16 protein-coding genes are annotated in these 22209 nt (G+C 71.0%); 7 read left to right on the forward strand and 9 right to left on the reverse strand.

The window, feature by feature from the left end; translation table 11 throughout:
• Positions 1–8 precede the first annotated feature (8 nt).
• The gene (locus CA984_RS15910) at positions 9–1400 is read left to right on the forward strand and encodes an amidase (protein ID WP_086572827.1); all 1392 of its coding nucleotides are present in this window, start codon (positions 9–11) and stop codon (positions 1398–1400) included.
• Here the strand turns inward: CA984_RS15910 and CA984_RS15915 are convergent.
• A complete protein-coding gene (locus tag CA984_RS15915) occupies positions 1387–1935 on the reverse strand; it encodes a hypothetical protein (RefSeq protein WP_086572830.1) in 549 nt (182 codons plus the stop codon). The genes CA984_RS15910 and CA984_RS15915 overlap by 14 nt on opposite strands.
• 98 nt (positions 1936–2033) lie before the next feature.
• Here CA984_RS15915 and murA point away from each other — a divergent pair, with 98 nt between their 5' ends.
• Together murA and CA984_RS15925 are read left to right on the forward strand one after the other, a co-directional pair.
• Positions 2034–3350, forward strand: coding sequence for a UDP-N-acetylglucosamine 1-carboxyvinyltransferase (gene murA, locus CA984_RS15920; protein ID WP_031160042.1), 1317 nt, complete (start codon positions 2034–2036; stop codon positions 3348–3350).
• A gap of 52 nt (positions 3351–3402) precedes the next feature.
• Entirely contained in the window at positions 3403–5700 is a 2298-nt protein-coding gene (locus CA984_RS15925; RefSeq protein WP_086572833.1) for a transglycosylase domain-containing protein, read from the forward strand.
• A gap of 98 nt (positions 5701–5798) precedes the next feature.
• Here the strand turns inward: CA984_RS15925 and CA984_RS15930 are convergent, their stop codons facing one another.
• Positions 5799–6632 carry a hypothetical protein gene (locus tag CA984_RS15930; RefSeq protein ID WP_086572836.1) on the reverse strand — a complete coding sequence of 278 codons (834 nt, stop codon included), beginning with the start codon at positions 6630–6632 and terminating at the stop codon, positions 5799–5801.
• On the reverse strand, positions 6625–7140 hold the full coding sequence (locus CA984_RS15935; protein ID WP_242675978.1) for a SigE family RNA polymerase sigma factor: 516 nt from the start codon (positions 7138–7140) through the stop codon (positions 6625–6627). The genes CA984_RS15930 and CA984_RS15935 overlap by 8 nt, the downstream gene beginning before the upstream one ends.
• 134 nt (positions 7141–7274) lie before the next feature.
• Between CA984_RS15935 and CA984_RS15940 the strand changes: the two genes are divergently transcribed.
• Positions 7275–8264 carry a hypothetical protein gene (locus tag CA984_RS15940; RefSeq protein ID WP_133061677.1) on the forward strand — a complete coding sequence of 330 codons (990 nt, stop codon included), beginning with the start codon at positions 7275–7277 and terminating at the stop codon, positions 8262–8264.
• A gap of 322 nt (positions 8265–8586) precedes the next feature.
• Positions 8587–9162, forward strand: a complete 576-nt coding sequence (locus tag CA984_RS15945; RefSeq protein ID WP_086572842.1) for an RDD family protein — start codon at positions 8587–8589, stop codon at positions 9160–9162.
• A 169-nt stretch (positions 9163–9331) separates the two neighbouring features.
• Here CA984_RS15945 and CA984_RS15950 read toward each other — a convergent pair whose 3' ends face one another.
• From CA984_RS15950 to dnaE, 5 genes are all read right to left on the reverse strand, one after another.
• Complete coding sequence (locus tag CA984_RS15950; protein ID WP_086572844.1) at positions 9332–10624, reverse strand: serine hydrolase domain-containing protein; 1293 nt, start codon at positions 10622–10624, stop codon at positions 9332–9334.
• A gap of 159 nt (positions 10625–10783) precedes the next feature.
• Positions 10784–11752, reverse strand: a complete 969-nt coding sequence (locus CA984_RS15955) for a TolB family protein (RefSeq protein WP_086572863.1) — start codon at positions 11750–11752, stop codon at positions 10784–10786.
• A 175-nt stretch (positions 11753–11927) separates the two neighbouring features.
• Positions 11928–13148 (reverse strand): MFS transporter, encoded by a 1221-nt coding sequence (locus CA984_RS15960; protein ID WP_031160058.1) that lies wholly within the window; start codon positions 13146–13148, stop codon positions 11928–11930.
• Positions 13149–14507 carry a galactose-binding domain-containing protein gene (locus CA984_RS15965; protein WP_086572847.1) on the reverse strand — a complete coding sequence of 453 codons (1359 nt, stop codon included), beginning with the start codon at positions 14505–14507 and terminating at the stop codon, positions 13149–13151. It abuts the gene before it with no gap.
• 203 nt (positions 14508–14710) lie between these two features.
• The gene (gene dnaE, locus CA984_RS15970; protein WP_086572850.1) at positions 14711–18232 is read right to left on the reverse strand and encodes a DNA polymerase III subunit alpha; all 3522 of its coding nucleotides are present in this window, start codon (positions 18230–18232) and stop codon (positions 14711–14713) included.
• A gap of 182 nt (positions 18233–18414) precedes the next feature.
• Here dnaE and CA984_RS15975 point away from each other — a divergent pair, with 182 nt between their 5' ends.
• Positions 18415–19794: an amino acid permease gene (locus tag CA984_RS15975; protein ID WP_242675979.1), complete on the forward strand. Its 1380-nt coding sequence runs from the start codon at positions 18415–18417 to the stop codon at positions 19792–19794.
• Positions 19795–19900: 106 nt separating this feature from the next.
• On the opposite strand, the gene CA984_RS49035 is transcribed toward CA984_RS15975, so the two are convergent.
• The gene (locus CA984_RS49035) at positions 19901–20833 is read right to left on the reverse strand and encodes a chorismate mutase (protein WP_341351717.1); all 933 of its coding nucleotides are present in this window, start codon (positions 20831–20833) and stop codon (positions 19901–19903) included.
• A gap of 315 nt (positions 20834–21148) precedes the next feature.
• Between CA984_RS49035 and CA984_RS15985 the strand changes: the two genes are divergently transcribed.
• Positions 21149–22209 (forward strand): serine/threonine-protein kinase (locus CA984_RS15985; protein ID WP_133061678.1); only part of this gene is annotated, 1061 nt, incomplete at its 3' end.

A 22209-nucleotide genomic window follows, 5' to 3' on the forward strand; every position in this document is an offset into this window, starting at 1 on the left:
GGGAGCAGATGTTTTACCTGACCGCTACCGAGATGCTCGAACTGCTGCGCACCAGGCAGGTCAGCGCGGTCGAGCTGCTGCGGGCGCACCTGGGCCGGATCGAGGAGGTCAACCCGCGGGTCAACGCGGTCGTCACCCTGGTGGCCGAGCGCGCCCTGCGGGAGGCGCAGGAGGCCGACCGGGACCTGGCGAGGGGCCGGTGGCGCGGGCCGCTGCACGGGCTGCCGGTCGCGCACAAGGACCTGGCCGACACCGCCGGCATCCGCACCACGTACGGCTCGCCGCTCTTCGCCGACCACGTCCCGGACGCCGACTCCCTGATCGTGCGGCGGATGCGCGAGGCCGGGGCGATCACGGTCGGCAAGACCAACACCCCGGAGTTCGGCACCGGCTCGCACACCGTGAACGAGATCTTCGGCGCCACCCGCAACCCGTACGACCTGTCGAGGTCGGCGGGCGGCAGCAGCGGCGGGGCCGCGGCGGCGCTGGCGTCCGGGATGGTGCCCCTGGCCGACGGCTCGGACATGGGCGGCTCGCTGCGCAACCCGGCCTCCTTCTGCAACGTGGTCGGGCTGCGGCCGACGCCCGGACGGGTGCCGTCGCCCTCTCCGACGGCGGCGTGGTTCACCCTCGGCGTGCCGGGCCCGATGGCCCGCACCGTCGAGGACCTGGCGCTGCTGATGAGCGTGGTCGCCGGGTTCGACGCCGCCTCTCCCCTGGCGGTCGCCGGGAGCGGAGCGGTCTTCACCGAGCCCCTGGAGCTGGACCTGACCGGGCTGCGCGTCGCGTGGAGCCCCGACCTGGGCGGGCTGCCGGTGGACGTGGAGACGGCGAAGGTCACCGCCCAGGCCCCCGCCGTGCTCGCCGGCCTGGGCGCGCGGGTGGAGCGGGTGGAGCTGGACCTGTCGGACGCCGAGGACGCGTTCCGGACCTACCGGGCGTGGCACTACGCGCTGTCCTACGGCGACCTGCCCCAGGACCGCCTGGGACCGAACGTCCGCTGGAACGTCGAGCGGGGACGCGCGGTCACCGGGGCGGACCTGGCCAGGGCGGAGCGGCTGCGCAGCGGCCTCTACCGGCGGATGACCGCCTTCTTCGGCGCCTACGACTTCCTGATCGCGCCGGTCAGCCAGGTGCCGCCGTTCCCGGTGGACGCGCCGTACGTCTCGGAGATCAACGGGGAGGCGCTGCCGGACTACCTGGCGTGGATGCGCTCGGCCTACTGGATCAGCGTGCTGCACGCCCCCGCGGCGTCGGTGCCGTGCGGGTTCACCTCCGGAGGGCTGCCGGTGGGGGTGCAGATCGTCGGGCGCCCCTTCGCCGACCTGGAGGTACTGCGGCTGGCCCACGCCTTCGAGCGGGCCACCGGGCACGGCGCGCGCAGGCCTACTTTCCGCTGATGTCGTAGGCGGACAGCGGCCCGTAGGGGTCCTGCCCGCCGAACGGGCGGCGCAGCGGCGAGTCGCGGTAGCCCGCGACGCCCTCCAGGGCGAAGAAGAGACCGACGGCGAGCAGCGGCCAGGCGCACATCACCCCCGGGGCGGTCAGCTCCAGCGGGCCGGGGGTCACGGTCATCCCCGGCCCGGCGGCGGTGACGCTCTGCGCGCCGAGGTTGACCGCCCGGCCGACCACCAGCGTGAGGTATCCGCCGAGCAGCCCGCCGGCGGCCAGGCCGAGCACCACCGCGAGCGGGCGCCCCCGGCGCGACAGGAGGTAGCCGGCGGCGCCGCAGGCCAGCCCGAGCACGCCGGTGACGACGGCGAACCAGCCGTCGGCCGCGATGAGCGCCTGGGTGGAGGGGTCGGCGAGCAGCGGCCCCTGCTTGGTCATGACGTACGGCGGGCGCGGCGCGAGAAGCGACCACAGGACACCGGCGGCCCCTCCCAGGAGGCCGAGCACGAGCACCGTGACGGCGAAGTCGCGCGCATGCCGCAATGTGTTTCCCCTCACCCTCTGTACTGGTGTGCCCGATGTTACCGACCCTCCGGCCCGTGCTCCCCGAGACTTCGACCGAATCCCGTTAGTCTGTCCGGGTGAACGAAGAGGTATGGCTGATCGAGCCCTCCGGGCCGCTCCGCGGCGACGTCGAGGTCCGCGGGTCCAAGAACGGCGTCTCCAAGCACATGGTCGCCGCGATGCTGGGCATCGGTGAGAGCACGATCCACAACGCCCCCGACGTCGGCGAGGTCGGGATCACCGCGCAGATGCTCCGGGCGCTGGGCATCAACGTGGAGATCACGCCCCGGGAGATCAGCATCGCCCAGGGGCCGCAGATCAACCCGCACGTGCCCGCCGCGTTCACCGGCCTCAACCGGATCCCCATCCTGATGCTGGGCCCGCTGCTGCACCTGGCGGGCGAGGCGTTCGTGCCGCTGGTGGGCGGCGACCCGATCGGACGCCGGCCCGTCGACTTCCACGTCGAGGCGCTGCGCGCCATGGGGGCCGAGGTCGAGGTGAGCGACACCGGCGTCTACGCCAAGGCCAAGCGGCTGCGCGGGACCCGGCTCGAACTGCCCTACCCGAGCGTGGGCGCCACCGAGACGATCCTGATGTCGGCGGTGCTGGCCGAGGGCAAGACCGTGCTCAAGGGCGCGGCCATGGAGCCCGAGGTGGTGGAGCTCGCCCTGTTCCTGCAGCGCATGGGCGCGCGCATCGAGCTCAGCCCCGACCGGCGCATCGTGATCGAGGGCGTGGAACGGCTGCGCGGCGCCTCCACCTGGCTCAACGGGGACCGGATCGAGGCGTTCTCCTACCTGGCGGCCGGCCTGATCACCGGTGGCGAGGTGCGGGTGCACGGCTGCCCGCAGGACCGGCTGGTCACCGCGATCACCACCCTGGCCCGGATGGGCGCCGAGATGGACATCACCGACGACTACGTGTCGGCGTCGGCGCCGGACGGGCTGCGGGCGGCGGCCGTGCAGACCGACACGCACCCGGGCTTCATGACCGACTGGCAGACGCCGCTGATGGTGCTGTTCACCCAGGCCCAGGGCATGTCGGTGCTGCACGAGACGGTGTTCGAGAACCGGCTGGTCTACGTGCCCGCCCTGCAGCGGATGGGCTGCGAGATCGAGGTCTTCGACGTGTGCCTCGGCGGCCCGGCGTGCCGCTACCACGACACCAACGCCAAGCACTCGGCGGTCGTGCGGGGCGTGTCCAAGCTGCGCGGCGCCGACGTGACTCTGCCCGACATCCGGGCCGGCTTCTCCGCCGTGCTCGCCGCGGCGGCCGCGGAGGGCACCTCCACGTTGCGCGGGGTGCACCACATCGAGCGGGGCTACCACCGCCCCTTCGAGCAGTTCGCCTCGCTGGGCCTGAAGGTCAGCCGGGAAGAGGCTCCACAAGAGTAAAGTTTTCCACCCGGATGTTTGTGCCCGATCATCCGGCCGCACTTTACTATCTGTGACTTCGCGACGACATGAGGTGAGGCGCGACCCCCTCGTGTGCCTGGGCGGGCTGCTGGCCTGCGGCGTGCTCGGCGGCCTGTTGGCGGCGGCAACGGCGCTGCCGCTGGTCGGCAGCGCCGGGATCACCGCCAACAACGTCGCGCGCACCGTGACCGACCTGCCTCCCAGCCCCCGGGAGGATCCTCTCCCGCAGCGCACGGTGCTCCTGGACAAGAACGGCAAGCAGTTCGCCCAGTTCTACACCGAGAACCGGACGATCGTTCCCCTCGGCAAGGTCGCCCCGATCATGCGGCAGGCGATCGTGGCGATCGAGGACTCCCGCTTCTACGAGCACGCGGGCCTCGACGTCAAGGGGACGCTGCGGGCGCTGGTGACCAACACGCAGGCGGGCGGGGTGCGGCAGGGCGGGTCCTCGCTCACCCAGCAGCTCGTCAAGAACATCCTGGTCGAGAACGCCCAGACCGGCGCCGAACGCGCCCAGGCCCGGGCGCCGAGCCTCAAGCGCAAGATCACCGAGCTGCGCTACGCGCTGGCGATGGAGAAGAAGTACACCAAGGCCGAGATCCTGGAGCGCTACCTCAACATCGCCTACTTCGGCGCGGGGGCGTTCGGGATCGAGGCGGCGGCCCAGCGCTTCTTCTCGGTCCCGGCGTCGGCCCTGTCCCTGCGGCAGGCCGCGGCGCTGGCCGGCGCGGTGCGCACGCCGTACGCGACGGACCCGTCGCTGGACGAGCGGCGCCGCGCCCGCCTGCGGGAGCGCAGGGACACCGTGCTGGACCGGATGGCCCAGGTGGGGAACATCACCCAGGCCCAGGCCGACACGGCCAAGAAGAGCCCCCTGGGCATCCGGCTGAAGCCCGAGCCCGGCGGCTGCGCGGAGAGTTCCTACCCCTACTTCTGCATCTACGTCCACAAGGAGCTGCTGACCAACCCGGTGTTCGGCCACACCCGCGCCGAGCGGGAGCGCCGCCTGGCCAGGGGCGGGGTGGTGCTGCGCACCACCGTGGACCCGGTCGCCCAGCGGGCGGCGCAGCGGGCCATCTCCGCGCGGGTCGACCCGCGCGACACCGAGGTCGCGGCCGAGGCGATGATCGAGCCGGGGACTGGGCGGATCCGGGCGATGGCCGCGAGCAAGAAGTACGGCCGCAACTCCGGCAACACCAACAACGGCCCCCGGACCACCTACAACCTGCCCGCCGACGTGGCGCACGGCGGCGGACAGGGCTTCCAGGCCGGATCCACGTTCAAGGTGTTCACCCTGACCACCGCGCTGAACAAGGGCTGGCGGTTCGACGAGGGCTTCATGACGCCGGGCCGGTTCGTGCCCGACTCGGGATACGTCGACTGCCGGGGCCGCAAGGTCAACGACCCGAACGCCGAGGTCTTCAACGCCAGCGGCGAGGGCAAGGGCGGCCCGCAGAGCATCTCCACCGGCACCTGGAAGTCGGTGAACATCTTCTACATGATGCTGGAGCGGCGCGTGGGCCTGTGCCCGGTGGTCAGGACCGCCAAGGCGCTCGGCATCGTCCGGGCGGACGGCAAGCCGCTGCGCGAGGTCCCGACGTTCACCCTCGGGGTCAACGAGATGGACCCGGTGACGGTGGCGGGGGCGTTCGCCGCGCTCGCCGCGCGGGGGCGCCAGTGCCAGCCGATGGCCATCTCCGACATCGTCCAGCGGAACGGCAGGCGGGTCCAGGTGCCGCCGAGCTGCACGCAGGCGATCGACCGCGAGGTGGCCGACGCGGTCAACCACATCCTGTCGGGGGTGTTCACCAAAGGCACCATGACGGGCCAGGGCATCGGCCGCGACGCGGCGGGCAAGACCGGCACCAACAACGGCTACACCTCGGCGTGGTTCGCCGGATACACCCCCGACCTGGCCGCCGCGGTCAGCGTGGGCGACATCCGCGGCTCCTACCGCCACCCGCTGCGCGACGTGCGGATCGGCGGCGAATACTACGGCGCGGTGCAGGGCGCCTCCCTGCCCGGCCCGATCTGGGTGTCGTCCATGTCCGCCGCCCTGGAGAACGTCCCGCCGTCCTCCTTCCGCCACCCGGACATGGGACGTTTCGGCGGCGGCTTCACCCCCGGCATGGAGAAGGACAAGGACGAGAAGGACGGGGACGGCGAGCGCCGCGCCGCCGGGCGGCGCGGCGGCTGGGGGCACCCGACCGGTCAGCGTACGGGTGCCCGCCCGCACCAGCGGAACGCGCGGGACCAGGTCGGATACGGTGACCGCGCCCACCGCCCGTACCGGGGGTGGCGGGACGGGCCGCATCGCGGCCGCCGCTGAGCCGGTGACGGGCGGCTGGTGTCCCGGCGGAGCCCTCGGAAGATCTCCCTAGAACTCCGGTCGCCGCGGGTGAGCCCTCGGACGATCTCCCGGGGAGTTCAGCCGCCGGCGGGTGCCTCGGCGTCCTTCCCCTCGTCCCCGCCGTCGGCGGCGGGCGCTTCGCTGGTCGTCCCCGGGTCCCCGTCGGTGGCGGTAAGGCCTTCGGCGATCTTCTTCAGCTCGCGCTCGACCGCTTCCCGGGTGCCCAGATCCTTGACGAAGACCGGGCTGAACATGATCTCGGCCATCCGTTCGGGACCCATGTCGAGGAACATCGTGGGGGTGCCCTTGCCGCCGTCCTCGCCGACCCACTGGGTGACCAGGTAGCCGGTCCGGTCGCCGATGGTCGCCTCCTCGCCGTCGGACTTGTCGCGGTAGGACTGCACGGCCTCGCGGGACCGCTGGGCGGCCTGGCCTTCCTGGACGAAGATCTGAACGCAGTAGAAGCCGTTCTTGTCGCCGTCGTAGTTCCACGAGGTCGTGTACGCGTCACCCCAGTCGCTCGACCGGTGGGACCACTGCAGGCCGTCGGGCAGGTATCCCACCTTGACGCGCCCGAAGGCCTTACCGTCGCCCAGGTCCCCGAAGTCGAGGGTGGGCGACGGGGTGGGCAGCGGGGGCGGTTCGAAGGGCTGCGGCACGGCGGATCCGGTGGTGTCGGGCGACACCACCGCGGCCGCGGGCCCGGACACGGCCGCGGGCCCGGAGGCGAGGGTCAGACCGGTGGGGATCGTGATCCCCACGACGGCCGCCGCGGCGACCACCGCGACGTACCTGGTCCGCACCGTCCTCCTGCGCCGTGAGGAGCGGATGACCCGGTCCACCAGGTCGGGCGCGGCGCGCAGCCGCGCCGTCTCGTCCGCCATGATCTGGCGGAGGTCGTCCTCAAGCATGGACATTCCTGATCAGCCCTTCCACTGATTCGGCGCCGAGCGCCGACCGGAGCTTGGTGAGCGCCTTCGACGCCTGGCTCTTCACGGTGCCCGCCGAGCAGCCGAGGATCTCCGCGGTCTGGGTCTCGCCGAGGTCCTCCCAGTAGCGCAGGACGACCACCGCGCGCTGCCGGGGCGGCAGGGCCCGCAGGGCGTCCATGAGCACGTGGCGCAGGTCGACGTCGGTCTCCCTGACCGGCAGCTCGGGCGGGGTGTGCGTCGGGAGGATCCGCAGGATCGCCCGGCGCCGGGCGCGGCTGATGGCGGTGTTGACGATGATGCGGCGGACGTAGGGCTCGGGGTTGTCATGACGCACCCGGTCCCATTTGCGGTAGGTGCGCTCCAGCGCCGTCTGCAGCAGGTCCTCCGCGTCCCGGTCGTCGCCGCACGCGAGGTAGGCGACCCGCAGCAGGCTGGTGCCGCGCGCGGCGACGAACGCGGCGAACCCGTCGTCATCGGGGCCGATCACGCCTGTTCATCCGATTTCATGCCCTCTAATACGCCCGGGCCGGACAAACCGTTGCCCGCATCAGCCTCCCCGATTCCAGGAAATTCATGGACTCACCGGGCAACGTCCCGGACGGCCCAGGCGTATTAGCTGGCATGCGAACTGATCATTCGAAGGACCGGACGACGCGCCCTGCCACGCCGATCCGCCGGTTGACCGCGATCGGGATCGGCCTGGCCGCGGTGGGCGCCATCGCGCTGTCGAGCCCGCAGCCCCTGCCGGCTCTCCGGCTCGCGGCCGCCGCTCAGGCGGTGACGGCTCCGGCGGAGGGCGCCTACTGGCACACCCGGACCCTCTGGAAGGGCACCTACTCCCACCAGCTCGGGCGTGGGAAGAACCGTTACTGGGTGGAGGAGCAGAAGGTCTCGGAGCGCTGGACCGCACTCGACGGCAGAACCTGGCGGGGATACCGGGAGCTCGGCGTGCGTCCGAAGAGCGCCGCGGACGAGCGGGCATGGCGCCGCGACGGCTCCCCGACCACCTGGACCCGCACCGCGAACGGCATGACGGCCTCCCTGTCCACCAAGCCGGACAAGGGCATGGTCATCCTCAACCTGGACGCAAAAGGCGCCCCCCTGATCGGGTTCGACCTGGTCGACCGGATGCTGTCATACGAACAGGCCCAGGCTATGCCCACGGACCCGGCCGGGCTGAAGGCCTGGATCGACAAGGCGTCGCGGGATCCGAACTCCGGCGTTTCCGACGACGGCCGCGAGAGCTATGTGAGGGGGCAGCTGGTCGGCATACTGTCCGACGCTCCGGTGAAGGAGGTCCGCGCCGCGGCGTACGAGGCGCTGCCGACGATACCCGGCGTCCGTTCCCTGGGGAAGGTCGAGGACCCGCGGGGCAGGACCGGCCAGGGCTTCCTCGTCGACCTCGGCTGGGGCAAGGGCTCCGGCGGATCCCGGCAGAAGCAGTTCACCGACACCGAGCGGCTGATCGTCGACACCGGCACGATGACGCCCCTGGCCTCCGAGGTGAAGTACGGCGGCGAGCCGCTCCGCGCCAAGACCTCGACCGCGACCACGGTCACGCTCCAGATCGGCTGGACCGACGGCAAGCCGTCGGTGCCCGCCCTCCCCTAGGGCGTCGCGCTCCGGAGCCGACCGGCGGGCCGGAGAGGGCCGTGGCCGGTCCCGCGGGGGCGGGCCGGCCGTTCAGGTGCAACTTGATTCAGGTGCAAAGGGAAAAAGATACCCTCCGGGGTCGGTCAGGTGCATACTGGAGCGATTCGCCGATCATGGCGGTACGTTCCTCTCCGGAATACGACAAGGTGACGCCCCGATCCGGCTTGCCCAACCGCTGTCCCACGGGAGCGGTGATCACAAGAGGATCGAGCGGGCACCGGTCCGACCGGAGCAACCCCCCGGACACCGACAGCCCTCAGGGCAGTGGAGATCGTCAACAATGACCGCTGAACCCCCCAACCACGGCGCGTACGGACAGGCCCCCTACGGATCCGTCCCTCCCGCTCCCCCCGTCCTGGCCGTCTGGTGGGAGCGTCTCGTCGCCCGCCTGATCGACTCCGTCATCCTGGGCGTCGTCGTCATGGTGATCATCACCCCGATCATCCTCGGGCCGTTCACCACCACCGAGCAGGTCACCCTGCTCGGCACCACCGTGGAGGTGCCGGTCACCTCGTTCCTCGGGCTGCTGATCTCGGCCGTCGTGGGATTCCTGATCTACTCGGCCTACGAGTACTTCCAGATCACCCGTGACGGGCAGACCCTGGGCAAGAAGATCATGAAGATCCGCATCACCACGGTGGGCGCGGGGCTCCAGGGCGGCCTGGACTCGCAGAGCGCCCTCAAGCGGATCGGTGTGCTCTACGGGCCGCAGCTGCTCGGCTTCCAGACGTTCCTCAACCTCATCGGCTCCGTCTTCAGTCTGGTGAACGTCCTGTGGCAGTTCTGGGACAAGCCGCTCCAGCAGTGCCTGCACGACAAGGTGGCCAACACCGTCGTCGTGAAGATGCCCCGCTGACCGCCTGACCCACAGGCCCGGCCTCTCTCCGTGAGAGGTTCCCGTTCCCGTACGGCGCCCGCCGTACGGGAACGGGAGGCTCGGCGCGGCACCGCCGGCGAGGACGCCCCGCGCACCGGCGGGGCCGGGGCCCCGAGCCGGCCGGCGGACCGGCCGCGGGAGCGGGCGGCTATCTCTTGACCAGGACCTGCTGGGTCGGGAAGGGCGTGAGCGTCCGCCCGCCCTTCGCCAGGGGCGCGGCGGGGCCGCACAGGGCCTGGAGCATGTGGTCCCCGATCGCGAAGTCGATCGCGTGGGGCTGGAGAACGCCGTTCTCGTCGATCCGCTGGTACTTCATCAGGTTTATCCCCAAGGAGAGCTGGCGGCGGCCGTCCGGGCTGGACAGCGAGAACGTGCCCATCCCGAACACCCCTCCGTCATGGCCCCAGAACCGGCCGCACGGCAGGTCCTGGGCGTAGAGGCCGAGCCCGTAGTTCATCAGGACGTTGCCCTCGCCGTCGGTGACCGGCACCGTGGTCTGCATCTGGGCGAGCTGCGCGGGGCCGAGGAGCCTGCCGCCCAGCAGCGCCCGGTAGAACCGGTTGAGGTCGTCCATCGTCGAGACGACCGCGCCCGCCGTGCCCGCCCAGGACATGTCGTAGACGCTGTAGTCGCGCGGCGGGTCGATGTAGCCGTAGAACGACTCGTAGGCCTTGGAGTGCGGCCCGGGGATCAGCGGCGTGCGCGGGAAGGAGGTGTCGCGCAGCCCGGCCTTGCGGATCACGTGCCGGGTGATGTACGGCTCGGCGGCGACGCCGGTCACCTTCTCCAGCAGCAGGCCGGCGATGATGTAGTTGGTGTTGGAGTAGGACCAGTTCTGTCCCGGCTCCCCCGTGGACGGCGCCTCCAGGCCGAACCTCACCAGCTCCTCGGGGGAGAAGTCGCGGAAGCGGTTGTCGTCCAGGCTGGCGGTGGAGCCCTGCTGGAACGAGGGGAAGGCGCCGGAGACGTAGTCGCCGATGCCGCTGGTGTGGTTGAGCAGCATCCGCACCGTGATCTTCTGGCCGCGCTCCCCCGGGATCAGCTCGGGCAGGTAGCGCGCGACGGGCGCGTCCAGCTCGATCTTCCCCCGTTCGGCCTGCTGGAGGAGCGCGACCGCCGTGAAGGTCTTGGTGATGCTGCCGACCCGGTGGAGCATCCGGGGGTGGACCGGCCGCTTGGTGCGCACGTCGGCGACCCCGGCCGCCCCGCTCCAGTCCGCGCCGGCGTCCCGCACGGCGGAGTAGGCGCCGTACATCCCGGCCTCGCGGATCGCGTCGAGGCCGCGCCGGAGCGCCTCACGGTCGAGTCCGGCCGACGCGGCCGCCGGCCCGGCCAGGGGGGCGGCCGTCGCGGCGGGCGCGGCGGCCCAGGTCACGAGCACAGCGCTCAGCCCGAGTCCGGCGATCGTCCGTCCACGGTGGTGGGGTCGCGCGAGAGTCATCGCCCGTCAGCTCCTCAGGTCCGGAGAAATACGACATGACGATCATCGCAATCCGGACACCGTCCTCCCTCCTCTCCTTGGATGATCCGGCCTTCATCCGCCGGTACGAAGCCGCCTCGATGTCACATGACAACCGTCATCCATCCGGTATGACAGCCGTCACCGGACGGCCACCGGGGAGGACGCCCCGCGCACCAGCGGGGCCGGGGCGCCGGAGCCGTCGGCGGGGACCGACCAGACGTCCCCTCCCCTGGCGTAGGCCACCGTGCGCTCGTCGAGCCAGACCACCTGGTCGTCGACGCTGGCGGGCTCGGCCAGCGGCGTCTCCCGCATGGTGGCCAGGTCCAGCAGGTGCAGGCGCCACATCCGGTCGGGGTCGTCGGAGACACGCTTCTTGAACACCAGGCGGGTCCCGTCGGGGGAGAGCGACGGGCACTCTGCGTTCTCCCTGAGCGTGCGGGCCTGCCACCTGCCGTAGTCGCCCTCAACGAGGTAGGTCTTCCCCTTCGTGGCCACGGTCGCGTAGAACCGGTTGTCGTCGGCGGCGAAGGTGACCCCCCAGTAGTTCACGTCGGCGGCGTGGTAGCGGCGGCCGTTCAGGGTCAGGGGGATGTCCTCGATGTTGGTCACCGCGTAGCCGGTGCGGGTGTCCAGGATCCCGGTCCAGGTGGAGAAGCCGCCCTCGCTGTAGGAGTCGCCGGTGACGAACACCGTCCACGAGGCCATCCGGCCGCTCTGCGACATCCTGGCCCGGTTGGGGATGCCGGCCAGCTTGAGCCGGCGGGTCTCCCGCATCGAGCGGTCGAGGATCACCGCGTGCGTGGTGGCCACCGGTCCCGGCCGGGCCACCAGGCAGATCGAGGTCCCGCCGCCCGTGGAGAAGCGGTCGCAGGCCAGGCCGCTGCCGGTGGGCGCGGCGGAGGTGTCCCCCAGCGGCACCCCGGCGACCCGGCCGGCCGCCGTACGGAACATCAGCTGCCCGGGACGGAGCACGCCGCCCTGCCCCGCCTGCCCCGTCTGGGCCGGGACGGGGTCACGGCGCGCGGCCCAGGCCGCGTAGCCGGCCGCCGCGCCGCCGAGGACGGCGAGGGCGGCCAGCAGCACCAGCAGGCGCCGTACCGGGGTCATGGACGCCTCCCCGTCACCGGCCGGAGACCGGATGCCCGTGTCACCGTCACCGTCACCGGCCGGAGACCGGATGCCCGCGTCACCGTCACCGTCACCGGTCGGAGACCGGATGCCCGTGTCACCGTCATGGTCACGTCCTCCTCCTCGGCGCCCGGCGCCCACGTCATCGGCGGGGTCACGCGTGCCTCCTCACGACGGACCAGGCGCCGAGCACGCACACCGCGAGCCCGGCGGCCATGGCGGCGAGTCCCTGCGTGCTCCCCCACACCGTCCAGACGGCGCCGAACAGGACTGAGGAGAACAGCCGGGCGGTCGCCTGGCCGGTCTGGAGCAGGGCCAGGCCGCTGGTACGCAGGTGGGCGGGGAGCATCGGCCCCGCCACGGCCATCAGCACACCGTCGGTCGCGGCGTAGAAGACCCCCTGCAGGGCCAGCACCGCGACGAGCCACCCCGGCCCGATGAGCACGAGGTAGGCGGCGATCAGCGCCACGTGCCCGGCCAGGAAGACCGGGATCCGGCCCACCCGGTCGGCGAGGCGGCCGACCGGCACGGCCAGCAGGAGGTAGACGGCGGCCGTGCCGATCGGCAGCAGCGGGAAGTACTCGGCGCCGAACCCGCCGCGCTTCTGCAGGAGCAGGTAGACGAACGCGTCGCTGAGCGTGACCAGGCCCAGGGCCGCGGCCACCACGCACACCCGCCGGAACGCCGCCTCGCGCAGCAGTCCGAAGGCCGCGCGCGGCGAGGTCGCCGACCGCGGGCCCGGCAGCGGCATGCGCTGGTCGCGGACGTACATGACCATGAGCAGCACGCCGAGCACGGCCACGCAGAAGCTGACCACGAACACCGCGTCGTAGGCCCCGCCGGTGCCCATCAGGACGGCGAACGCCACCAGCGGGCCGAGCAGCGCGCCGAAGGTGTCCATGGCGCGGTGCACGCCGAACGCCTGCCCGAGCCCGTCCGGCGGGACGCTCAGCGAGATCAGCGCGTCACGCGGAGCCGTCCGCAGCCCCTTGCCGGTCCGGTCCACGGCGATCACCGCGCCCAGCGCCGCGACCGAGCCGCCGGCCGCGAGCAGGGCCGGCTTGCAGAGCGCCGACAGCCCGTATCCGACGCCGGCGACCAGCTTGCGCCGCTGCCACCGGTCGGCGAGGTTGCCGCCGGCCAGGCGGACCAGCGCCGTCACCCCGAAGGAGAGCCCGTCCAGCAGGCCGAACTGCAGCAGGTTGAGTCCGAGGGAGAGCGTCAGGTAGAGCGGCAGCACGGCCGTGACCATCTCCGAGGAGATGTCGGTGACCAGGCTGACCGTCCCGAGCGCGAGCACGTTCCCGGGGACCGCCCAGGAGAGCCGGGACCGCGGACGTGCTCCGTCCGCGGCCCGGCTTGCCGAGATGTACATCTAGTGGCAGGTGTAGGTGGGGCTGCTGTCCTTGACCGCGCCGTCGGTCCCGATGAGCTGCGAGGAGAAGGTGTCGGGGCCGAGCTTCAGCTTGAGCACGCCGTAGACGTCCTGCAGCCGCTTCAGGCTGTTGGGCTGGACGTTCTCGATGTTGTACGGCGAGGCGCCGCCCATGCCGCCGAGGATCTCCACGATGCCGTCGGGGGTGGCCTGGGCGTCGGGGTTCTGCGGGGCGAACCGCTCGTAGTGGTGGTCGTGGCCGTTGAGCACCAGGTCGGCGCGGGCGTCGTAGAGGATCTTCCAGACCGGCTTGCTCACCGGGTCGTTGCCGTGCTCACCGGAGCTGAACAGCGGGTGGTGCCAGTAGGCGGCGATGCAGCTCTTGGTGTTCGCGGCCAGGTCGGCCTTGAGCCAGTTGATCTGGGCCGTCTGGTCGAAGTAGTTGGAGTCGAGGGCGACGAAGTGCCAGTTGCCCCGGTCGTAGCTGTAGTAGGTCTTGCCCTGCGGGGTGGCGATGGAGCCGAAGTAGCCCTTGTATCCGGCGTAGGTCCCGGCCGGGTCGTAGGTCTCGTGGTTGCCGGCGACCGGGCGTGTCTTGCTCTTGAACTTGCCCCAGGTCTTGTCGTAGTAGTTCTGGAAGTCCGAGAGCCGGGCGTCGTCGTACTGGTTGTCGCCCATGGTGATGACGAACTCGGGGTTCATCGCCTGGACCTGCGCCGCCGTCTTGGGATGGGCGCAGGAGCTGGAACTCGCGGTGCACTGGGCGGCGATGTCACCGGCCGCCGCGACGACGAAGGAGTCGCCCGGGTTCACGGTCGGGGTCACCGTCGGGGTCGGGCTGGGCGTGGCGGTGCCGCCGCCGAACACCTGGAACTCGTACAGGGAGTAGCCGTACTCGGTGCCCCTGGCCGTGCCGTACATGCGGACGTAGCGCCCGGAGCCCGACAGGCCCGTCAGGTCGTCCTCGCCGCCGTCTCCGCTGCTCGTGGAGTAGACGGTCGTCCAGGTGGCGGCGTCGTCCGAGACCTGGATCTTGTAGGCCTCGCCGTACGCCTCCTCCCAGAACAGCTTGACCCGGGAGATCGGGGAGACCGCGCCCAGGTCGACGCGGATCCACTGCGGGTCGCTGCCCTCCAGGGAGGCCCAGCGGGTGGAGGTGAGGTTGCCGTCGACCGCCTTGCCCGAGCTGTAGGAGGAGCCCTCCTTGGACGAGGAGGCGGCGGGCTTCCCCTGCGACAGCAGGGTCTCGGCCGCTTCGGCGCGGCCGGTGGCGACGAGGACTCCGGCGAGGAGGGCGGCGAGCGCCGCGAGGACCGGCAGGAGGCGGTGGGGGACGGATCGGGGCGTCGTTGAAGACACGTGCTGTCTCCTGAGGGGGGTGAGAGACGGAGATCACGGCGTCGACCGCGACGCCGTGCGACACGCGGCCGGGGCAGCACATCTCTCGCTGAGCGCGTCACGTCCCGGGGGACGCCGCGCCAAGCCGCTCATCGGCATACTGGCAAGCGGCCGGGCGCGGTGTCAACGGAAGTTAGGAAGGTTTCCTAACTTGTATCCGACCGTTAGGCGCCGAGACACGCGGGGCCCAGGAGTTGCTTCAGATCACCCATCAGCGCCGGGGAGGGCGCCACGCGCAGGCGGTCGTCCAGGCGCACGATGGTGGTCTTCGGGCCGTTGTGGACCTGGAGGTGGACCTCGGTGGTGCCGGGATGGGCGGTCAGGACCTCCTTGAGGCGGCCGACCACCGGAGGGGTGCAGCGGGTCAGGGGGAGGCTGACCGCCAGGGGGCCGCCGCTCTCGCGGGTCAGGTCGGGAGCAGTCACCTCCATGGCGATGATCTTCCCGACGTCCTCGCGCTTGTCCAGGCGGCCCTTGACGAAGACGATGGCGTCCTCGGCGAGCACCGTCGCGCACAGCTGGTACGCCGAAGGGAAGATCATCACCTCGATGGCGCCCTCCAGGTCCTCCAGCATGGTGAGGACCCAGGTGTCGCCCTTCTTGGTGACCTTGCGCTGGACGCCGCTCAGGATGCCGCCCACCGTGACGACCTGGCCGTCGGCGCGGTTCTCGTCCTGGAGCGCGGCGATCGAGCAGTCGGCGCCGGAGGCGAGGATGTGCTCCACGCCGAACAGCGGGTGGTCGGAGACGTAGAGGCCGAGCATCTCCCGCTCGAACTGGAGCAGGGTGGTCTTGTCCCACTCCCCGGGCGGGATCTGCACGTCGAAGGTCTGGTCCTCGGCGCCCTCGACCGCCCCGAACAGGGAGTCCTGCCCCTGTGCCTCGTTCTTCTTGATCCCGATGATGCTGTCGACGGCCTGCTCGTGGACCATCACCAGGCCCTTGCGCTCGTGCGCGAACGAGTCGAAGGCGCCCGCCTTGATCAGCGACTCGATGACCCGCTTGTTGCAGACGACCATGGGGACCTTGCGCAGGAAGTCCTTGAAGTCGGCGAAACGGGTCTTCTCCCTGCGCGCGGCGATGATCCCGTCGACCACGTTGCCGCCGACGTTGCGGATGGCCGACAGGCCGAACCGCACGTCGGTGCCGCGCGGGGTGAAGTCGAAGTCGGAGTCGTTGACGTCCGGCGGGAGCACCTTGATGCCCATGCGCCGGCACTCGTTGAGGTAGAGGGCCGACTTGTCCTTGTCGTCCTTGACGGAGGTCAGCAGGCCGGCCATGTACTCGGAGGGGTAGTTGGCCTTGAGGTAGGCGGTCCAGTAGGAGACCAGGCCGTAGGCGGCGCTGTGCGCCTTGTTGAAGGCGTAGTCGGAGAAGGGGAGCAGGATGTCCCAGAGGGTCTTGATCGCGGCGGCCGAGTAGCCGTTGTCCTTCATGCCCTGCTCGAAGGACTCGAACTGCTTGTCCAGCTCCGACTTCTTCTTCTTGCCCATCGCGCGGCGCAGCAGGTCGGCCTTGCCGAGGGAGAACCCGGCGACCTTCTGCGCGATGGCCATGACCTGCTCCTGGTAGACGATCAGGCCGTAGGTCGTGCCGAGGATCTCCTGCAGCGACTCCTCGAACTCGGGGTGGATCGGGGTGATGTCCTGCAGGCCGTTCTTGCGCAGCGCGTAGTTGGTGTGGGAGTCGGCGCCCATCGGCCCCGGCCGGTACAGCGCGCCGACGGCGGAGATGTCCTCGAAGTTGTCGGGCTTCATCAGCCGCAGCAGCGACCGCATGCCGCCGCCGTCCAGCTGGAACACGCCCAGGGTGTCGCCGCGGCCCAGCAGCTCGTAGGTCTTGCGGTCGTCCAGCGGCAGCTTCAGCAGGTCGATCTTGTTGCCGGTGTTGGCCTCGATCATCTTCAGGCAGTCGTCGATGATCGTGAGGTTGCGCAGGCCCAGGAAGTCCATCTTGAGCAGGCCGAGCGTCTCGCAGGTCGGGTAGTCGAACTGCGTGATGATCACGCCGTCGGAGTCGCGGCGCATGATCGGGATGTAGTCGGTCAGCACCTCCGAGGACATGATCACGCCGGCGGCGTGCACGCCGGTCTGCCGGATCAGGCCCTCCAGGCCCCGGCCGAGGTCCATCGCCGACTTGACGTCGACGTCCTCGTCGTACAGCTTGCGCAGCTCACCGGCCTCGTTGTAGCGCGGGTGGTCCTTGTCGAAGATGCCCGACAGCGGGATGTCCTTGCCCATCACCGCGGGCGGGAACGCCTTGGAGACCTTGTCGCCCAGCGCGTACGGATGGCCGAGGACGCGGGCGGCGTCCTTGATGGCCGCCTTCGCCTTGATGGTGCCGAAGGTGGCGATCATGGCGACCTTGTCGGCGCCGTACTTCTCGGTCACGTAGCGGATCACGTCGCCGCGCCGGCGCTCGTCGAAGTCGATGTCGACGTCGGGCATGGAGACGCGGTCGGGGTTGAGGAACCGCTCGAAGATCAGCCCGTGCGGCAGCGGGTCGAGGTCGGTGATGCCCAGCGCGTACGCCGCCAGCGAGCCGGCCGCCGAGCCACGGCCCGGACCGACCCGGATGCCGTTGTTCTTGGCCCACATGATGAAGTCGGCGACCACGAGGAAGTAGGAGGGGAACCCCATCTGCAGGATGACGTTCATCTCGAACTCGATCTGGGCGCGGTGCTCCTCGTCGACGCCCTCGGGGAAGCGCCGCTCCATGCCCTTCCAGATCTCCTTGCGGAACCAGCTCTCCTCGCTGTCCCCCTCGGGGATGGGGAAGGTCGGCATCAGGTTCTTGAAGCCGAACATGCCGGTCGGGTCGACCTTCTCGGCGACCAGGAGCGTGTTGCGGCAGCCCTCGGCCCACAGGTCGGAGGAGTCGACCGCGCGCATCTCGTCGGCGGACTTGATGTAGTAGCCGCTGCCGTCGAAGCGGAACCGGTCGGGGTCGGCGAGCTGCTTGCCGGTCTGGATGCACAGCAGCGCGTCGTGGGAGGTCGCGTCCGACTCGTAGGTGTAGTGGGAGTCGTTGGTGACCAGCGGCGGGATGTTCAGCTCTTTGGAGATGCGGGTCAGGCCGTCGCGGACCCGGCGCTCGATGTCGAGCCCGTGGTCCATGATCTCCAGGTAGTAGTTGTCCCTGCCGAACAGCTCCTGGAACCTCGCCGCCGCCGCGAGCGCCTCGTCGTACTGCCCCAGGCGCAGGCGGGTCTGGACCTCACCCGACGGGCAGCCGGTGGTGGCCATCAGCCCCTCGGAGTGCTCGGCGAGGGTCTCGGCGTCCATCCGGGCCCACTTGCGCACGAAGCCCTCGGTGTAGGCGCGCGAGGAGAGCTTCATCAGGTTGGTCAGACCCTTGGCGTTCTTCGCCCAGATCGTCATGTGGGTGTAGTAGCCGCCGGCCGACACGTCGTCGCGCTTCTGGTGGGGCTCGCCCCACAGCACCGGCTTCTTCTGGTGGCGGGAGGCCGGCGCCACGTAGGCCTCGATGCCGATGACCGGCTTGATCCCGGCGCCGGTCGCCTGCTTGTAGAAGTCGTAGGCGCCGTGCATGTTGCCGTGGTCGGTGATCGCGATGGCGGGCATGCCCAGGTCACCGACCTGTTTGAACATCTGCTTCAGACGAGCGGCTCCATCAAGCATGGAGTACTCCGTGTGAACGTGAAGATGCACAAACGAGTCGGACATGCGTCCCCGTTCCTCCCCTAGTCGCGTGTCGGCGTGGGAAGCCTACGCGTGTTTGCCACCCGCCGCCGCACCCCCCGGCACACACTTTGCCACCACTCGGACCCCCCGTCGTCGCACACTCTGAGCGACGATCGGCTACTTTGGGTGACGGTGTTTCTGAGCTGGGCGTACGGGGGGAACATGTGAAGACCGACGAGGGCTACAGCCACGCGCTCGGCAACCGCCAGGTGCAGATGATCGCGATCGGCGGCGCGATCGGCGTCGGGCTGTTCCTCGGGGCCGGCGGGCGGCTCCAGGCGGCCGGTCCGGCACTGGTGCTGTCGTACGCGGCCGCCGGGCTCGCGGCGTTCTTCGTCATGCGGGCCCTCGGCGAGCTCGTGCTCTACAAACCGACCTCGGGCTCCTTCGTAGAGTACGCCGCCGACTTCGTCGGACCGTGGGCGGCCTTCGCCAGCGGCTGGATGTACTGGATCAACTGGGCCTTCACCGGAATCGCCGAGCTGACCGCGATCTCCATCTACGTGAGCCTGTGGGCCCCGCAGTTCCCCCGATGGCTGACCGCGCTCATCTCGCTGGCGTTCGTGCTGGCCGTCAACCTGCTGTCGGTGCGGCTCTTCGGCGAGCTGGAGTTCTGGTTCGCCCTGCTGAAGGTCCTGGCCATCTGCGCGTTCCTGGTGACCGGCCTGGCGCTGGTGATCTTCGGTTTCGAGCTGGGCGGCAGCACCGCGGGGGCGGGGAACCTCGTCGCGCACGGCGGATTCTTCCCCAACGGCTTCCCGATGGCGCTGATGAGCCTGCAGTCGGTGATCTTCGCCTACTCCTCGATCGAGCTGGTCGGCATCGCCGCGGGCGAGACGGAGAACCCCCGGGAGATCATGCCCAGGGCGATCAACGGCGTGATCTGGCGGATCGTGGTCTTCTACGTCGGCTCGGTCCTGCTGCTGGCCATGGTCCTGCCGTGGACCGCCTACGGCCCCGGCCAGTCCCCGTTCGTGACGGTCTTCGCCGCGCTCGGCATCCCCTGGGCCGCCGACGCGATGAACCTGATCGTCATCACCGCCGCCCTGTCGTCGTGCAACTCCGGCCTCTACTCCACCGGCCGGATCCTGCGGGCCATGGCCCAGAAGGGCGAGGCCCCCGCCTTCGCCGGGCAGCTCAGCTCCCGCCAGGTCCCCTACGGGGGCATCCTCATCACGGCGACCGTGTTCGTCGCCGGGGTCGTCCTCTACTACTTCGTCCCGGAGCGCGCCTTCAACATCGCCACCGCGATCGCCTCGCTCGGCGTGATCACCACCTGGGGCACCCTGCTCTACTGCCAGATCCGGCTGCGCCGCGCCGCCGAACAGGGCCTGCTCGAACGCCCCGCCTTCCGGATGCCGGGCTCGCCCTACACCGGCTGGCTCACCCTGGCCTTCCTCGCGCTGGTGATGCTGCTCATGGCGTTCGCCGACGCCGACCAGCGCATCGCCTTCTTCTGCATCCCCCTGCTGGTCGCCGCCATCGCCGCCGGCTGGCGGATCGTCGACCCCCGCCGCCGGCGCGCCGGTGCGTCCCTCGACTGACGCCCGGCGCGGGCACGCGCCGCGGCCGGCCGGCCCCCTTCGCGAGCCCGCGGCCGGCCGGCACCCTTCCCCTTCGCGGGCGCGCCGCGCCCGTCCGGGACCCGGGTCAGTCCTGACCGCTCGCCCTGCGCTCCTCCGCCAGGTGCAGGCCCGCCTCGATGACGGCGTTCATGATGGGCGCCAGCCGTACCTCCCCCAGGCCGGGGGCGCGGCGGGCCATCTCGGCGACCAGGCGGCGCTCGCGGTCCATGTCGCGGCCGGCGAAGCCGCCGACGGGCTTGAGCCGCTGGATGGTGCCGGCGAGCTCGGCACGGCGTTCGAGGAGGACCGCCAGGGCCGCGTCGACCCGGTCGACGGCGCCGCGGGCGGCGAGGACGGAGTCGGGGGTCTCGCGGCGGGTGACCGCGCCGACGATCCTCACGGCCTCCTGCGCGGCGAGGACAGCCCGCTCGCCGGCGCCGGGGGCCAGCAGCAGGCCGTCGGCGCCGGCCGCGACGGCGGCGGCGGCCAGTGCGGGGTCCTCACCGAGATCGGCCAGGACGGGGCGGCCGGACTTCTCCCGGGCGGCGCGCATCAGGGCCAGGTCGAGGGTCACCCCGGCCAGGTGCGTACGGCTGCCGCTCTCACAGAGCACGACCTGGTCGTTGCCCTCGGCCACGCAGTAGTCGGCGATGGCCAGCCACTCCTCCAGAGTCGCGGCAGGGCCGCGCTGGACGAGCACCGGCAGCCCCAGGCGGGCGACCGCGCGGACCAGCCGGAAGTCCTGCATCCAGGCCGCGCCGACCACCACGCCGTCGGCGCTCCCGGCGATCTCCGGCAGGTCCGCCGCCGAGAACGGCTCCACCAGGATCGGCCCGGCCCACTCGGCGCGGACCGCCGCCACCGCCTCGGCGGCGGGCACCCTCCCGTGGTGGTCGCGCAGGTTGACCCAGCGGGCGTCCGCGCCCGGGCCACCGACCACCACGGCCGGTCCGGCCCCCACCGTGAGCGTCCCCAGCTTCACGGCCCCGCGCTCCAGGTGTGCGGTCAACAAGGACATCTCGGCTCCTCATGCTCAGCCGGCACCCATCCGCGAGCCGGCGAATCGTCAGAAACAAAAAAGGCAGAGACTGGGTCTCTGCCTCGTGCCGGCTCCGGATGGTCGCTAGATCACGCTGTCACGACCGGCCCTCCGGAGCCGGCTCGATAAACGCGAAATAGCAAGTCATGATATTGACGATAGGCCATCTCCCCACCACACGCCACCTGCTGGACAACACGTCTCGGATTGTGGACACTCAGGTCGCGCGGGAGTCGATCACCCTTCTCGGCCTATGAGAGTATTCGGGGGTTTAGAAAGGGGTAGGTGCGGTTGATGGCCGAAGCACAGTCTTCTGAGGGACGTCGCATTGCCGCCCGCTACCACCTGCGCGAGCCCATCGGCCGGGGTGGCATGGGCATCGTCTGGCGGGCCCACGACGAACTCCTGGACCGCGAGGTCGCGGTCAAAGAGGTCCGCTACGCGGACATGCTCGGCGAGGACAACCAGGAAGACTTCAACCGGCGCACCAAGCGCGAGGCGCGTGCCGCCGGGCGGCTGACGCACCCGAACGTGGTGGTCGTCCACGACGTGGTCGAGGAGGACGGGCGCCCCTGGATCGTCATGCAGCTGGTGGAGTCCCGCTCCCTCGGCAAGGTCCTGCGGCAGGACGGCCCACTGCCCCCCGAGCAGGTGGCGGAGATCGGCCTCCAGATGCTGGACGCGCTGCGCGCCGCGCACGCCCAGGGAGTGCTGCACCGGGACGTCAAGCCTGAGAACGTGCTGATGGCCCATGACGGCCGGGTGGTGCTGACCGACTTCGGCATCGCGACGCTGGAGACCGAGACCGCGCTGACCATGACCGGCATCGCGGGCACGCCCGCGTTCATCCCGCCGGAGCGGATCAAGGGCGGCAGCGCGCAGCGCGAGTCGGACCTGTGGTCGCTCGGGGCGACGCTGTACGCGGCCGTGGAGGGCAAGCCCCCGCACGACCGGGGCGGGGCGCTGCCGACCATGCACGCCGTGCTGAACGACGAGCCGGAGCCGCCGGTCCGCGCCGGACGGCTGCTGGCCACGGTGCTCGACGGGCTGCTGCGCAAGGACCCGGCCCGGCGCATGTCCTACGACGAGGCCGCGAGGCTGCTGCACGAGGTGGCCGACGGCGGCAAGCAGCGGGCCGCCAAGCCTGCCAAGCCCGCCAAGACCGCGGTCATGCCGGCCTTGACCGCCTCGGCGACGGCCGAGACCGATCCCGGGATCAAATACGAGCCGGAGGGCTTCCCCGCGACCGGCGTGCAGCTGGGTTCCGCCGCGCCCGCCCCCGCGAAGAGCTCGCCTTCCGCGGCGCCGGCGCCGCGGGAGCCCGTCGTGGAGGTACGGCAGGAGCCCGCCCCCAG

The organism is Streptosporangium minutum (genome assembly GCF_002149035.1).
Lineage (GTDB): Bacteria > Actinomycetota > Actinomycetes > Streptosporangiales > Streptosporangiaceae > Streptosporangium > Streptosporangium minutum.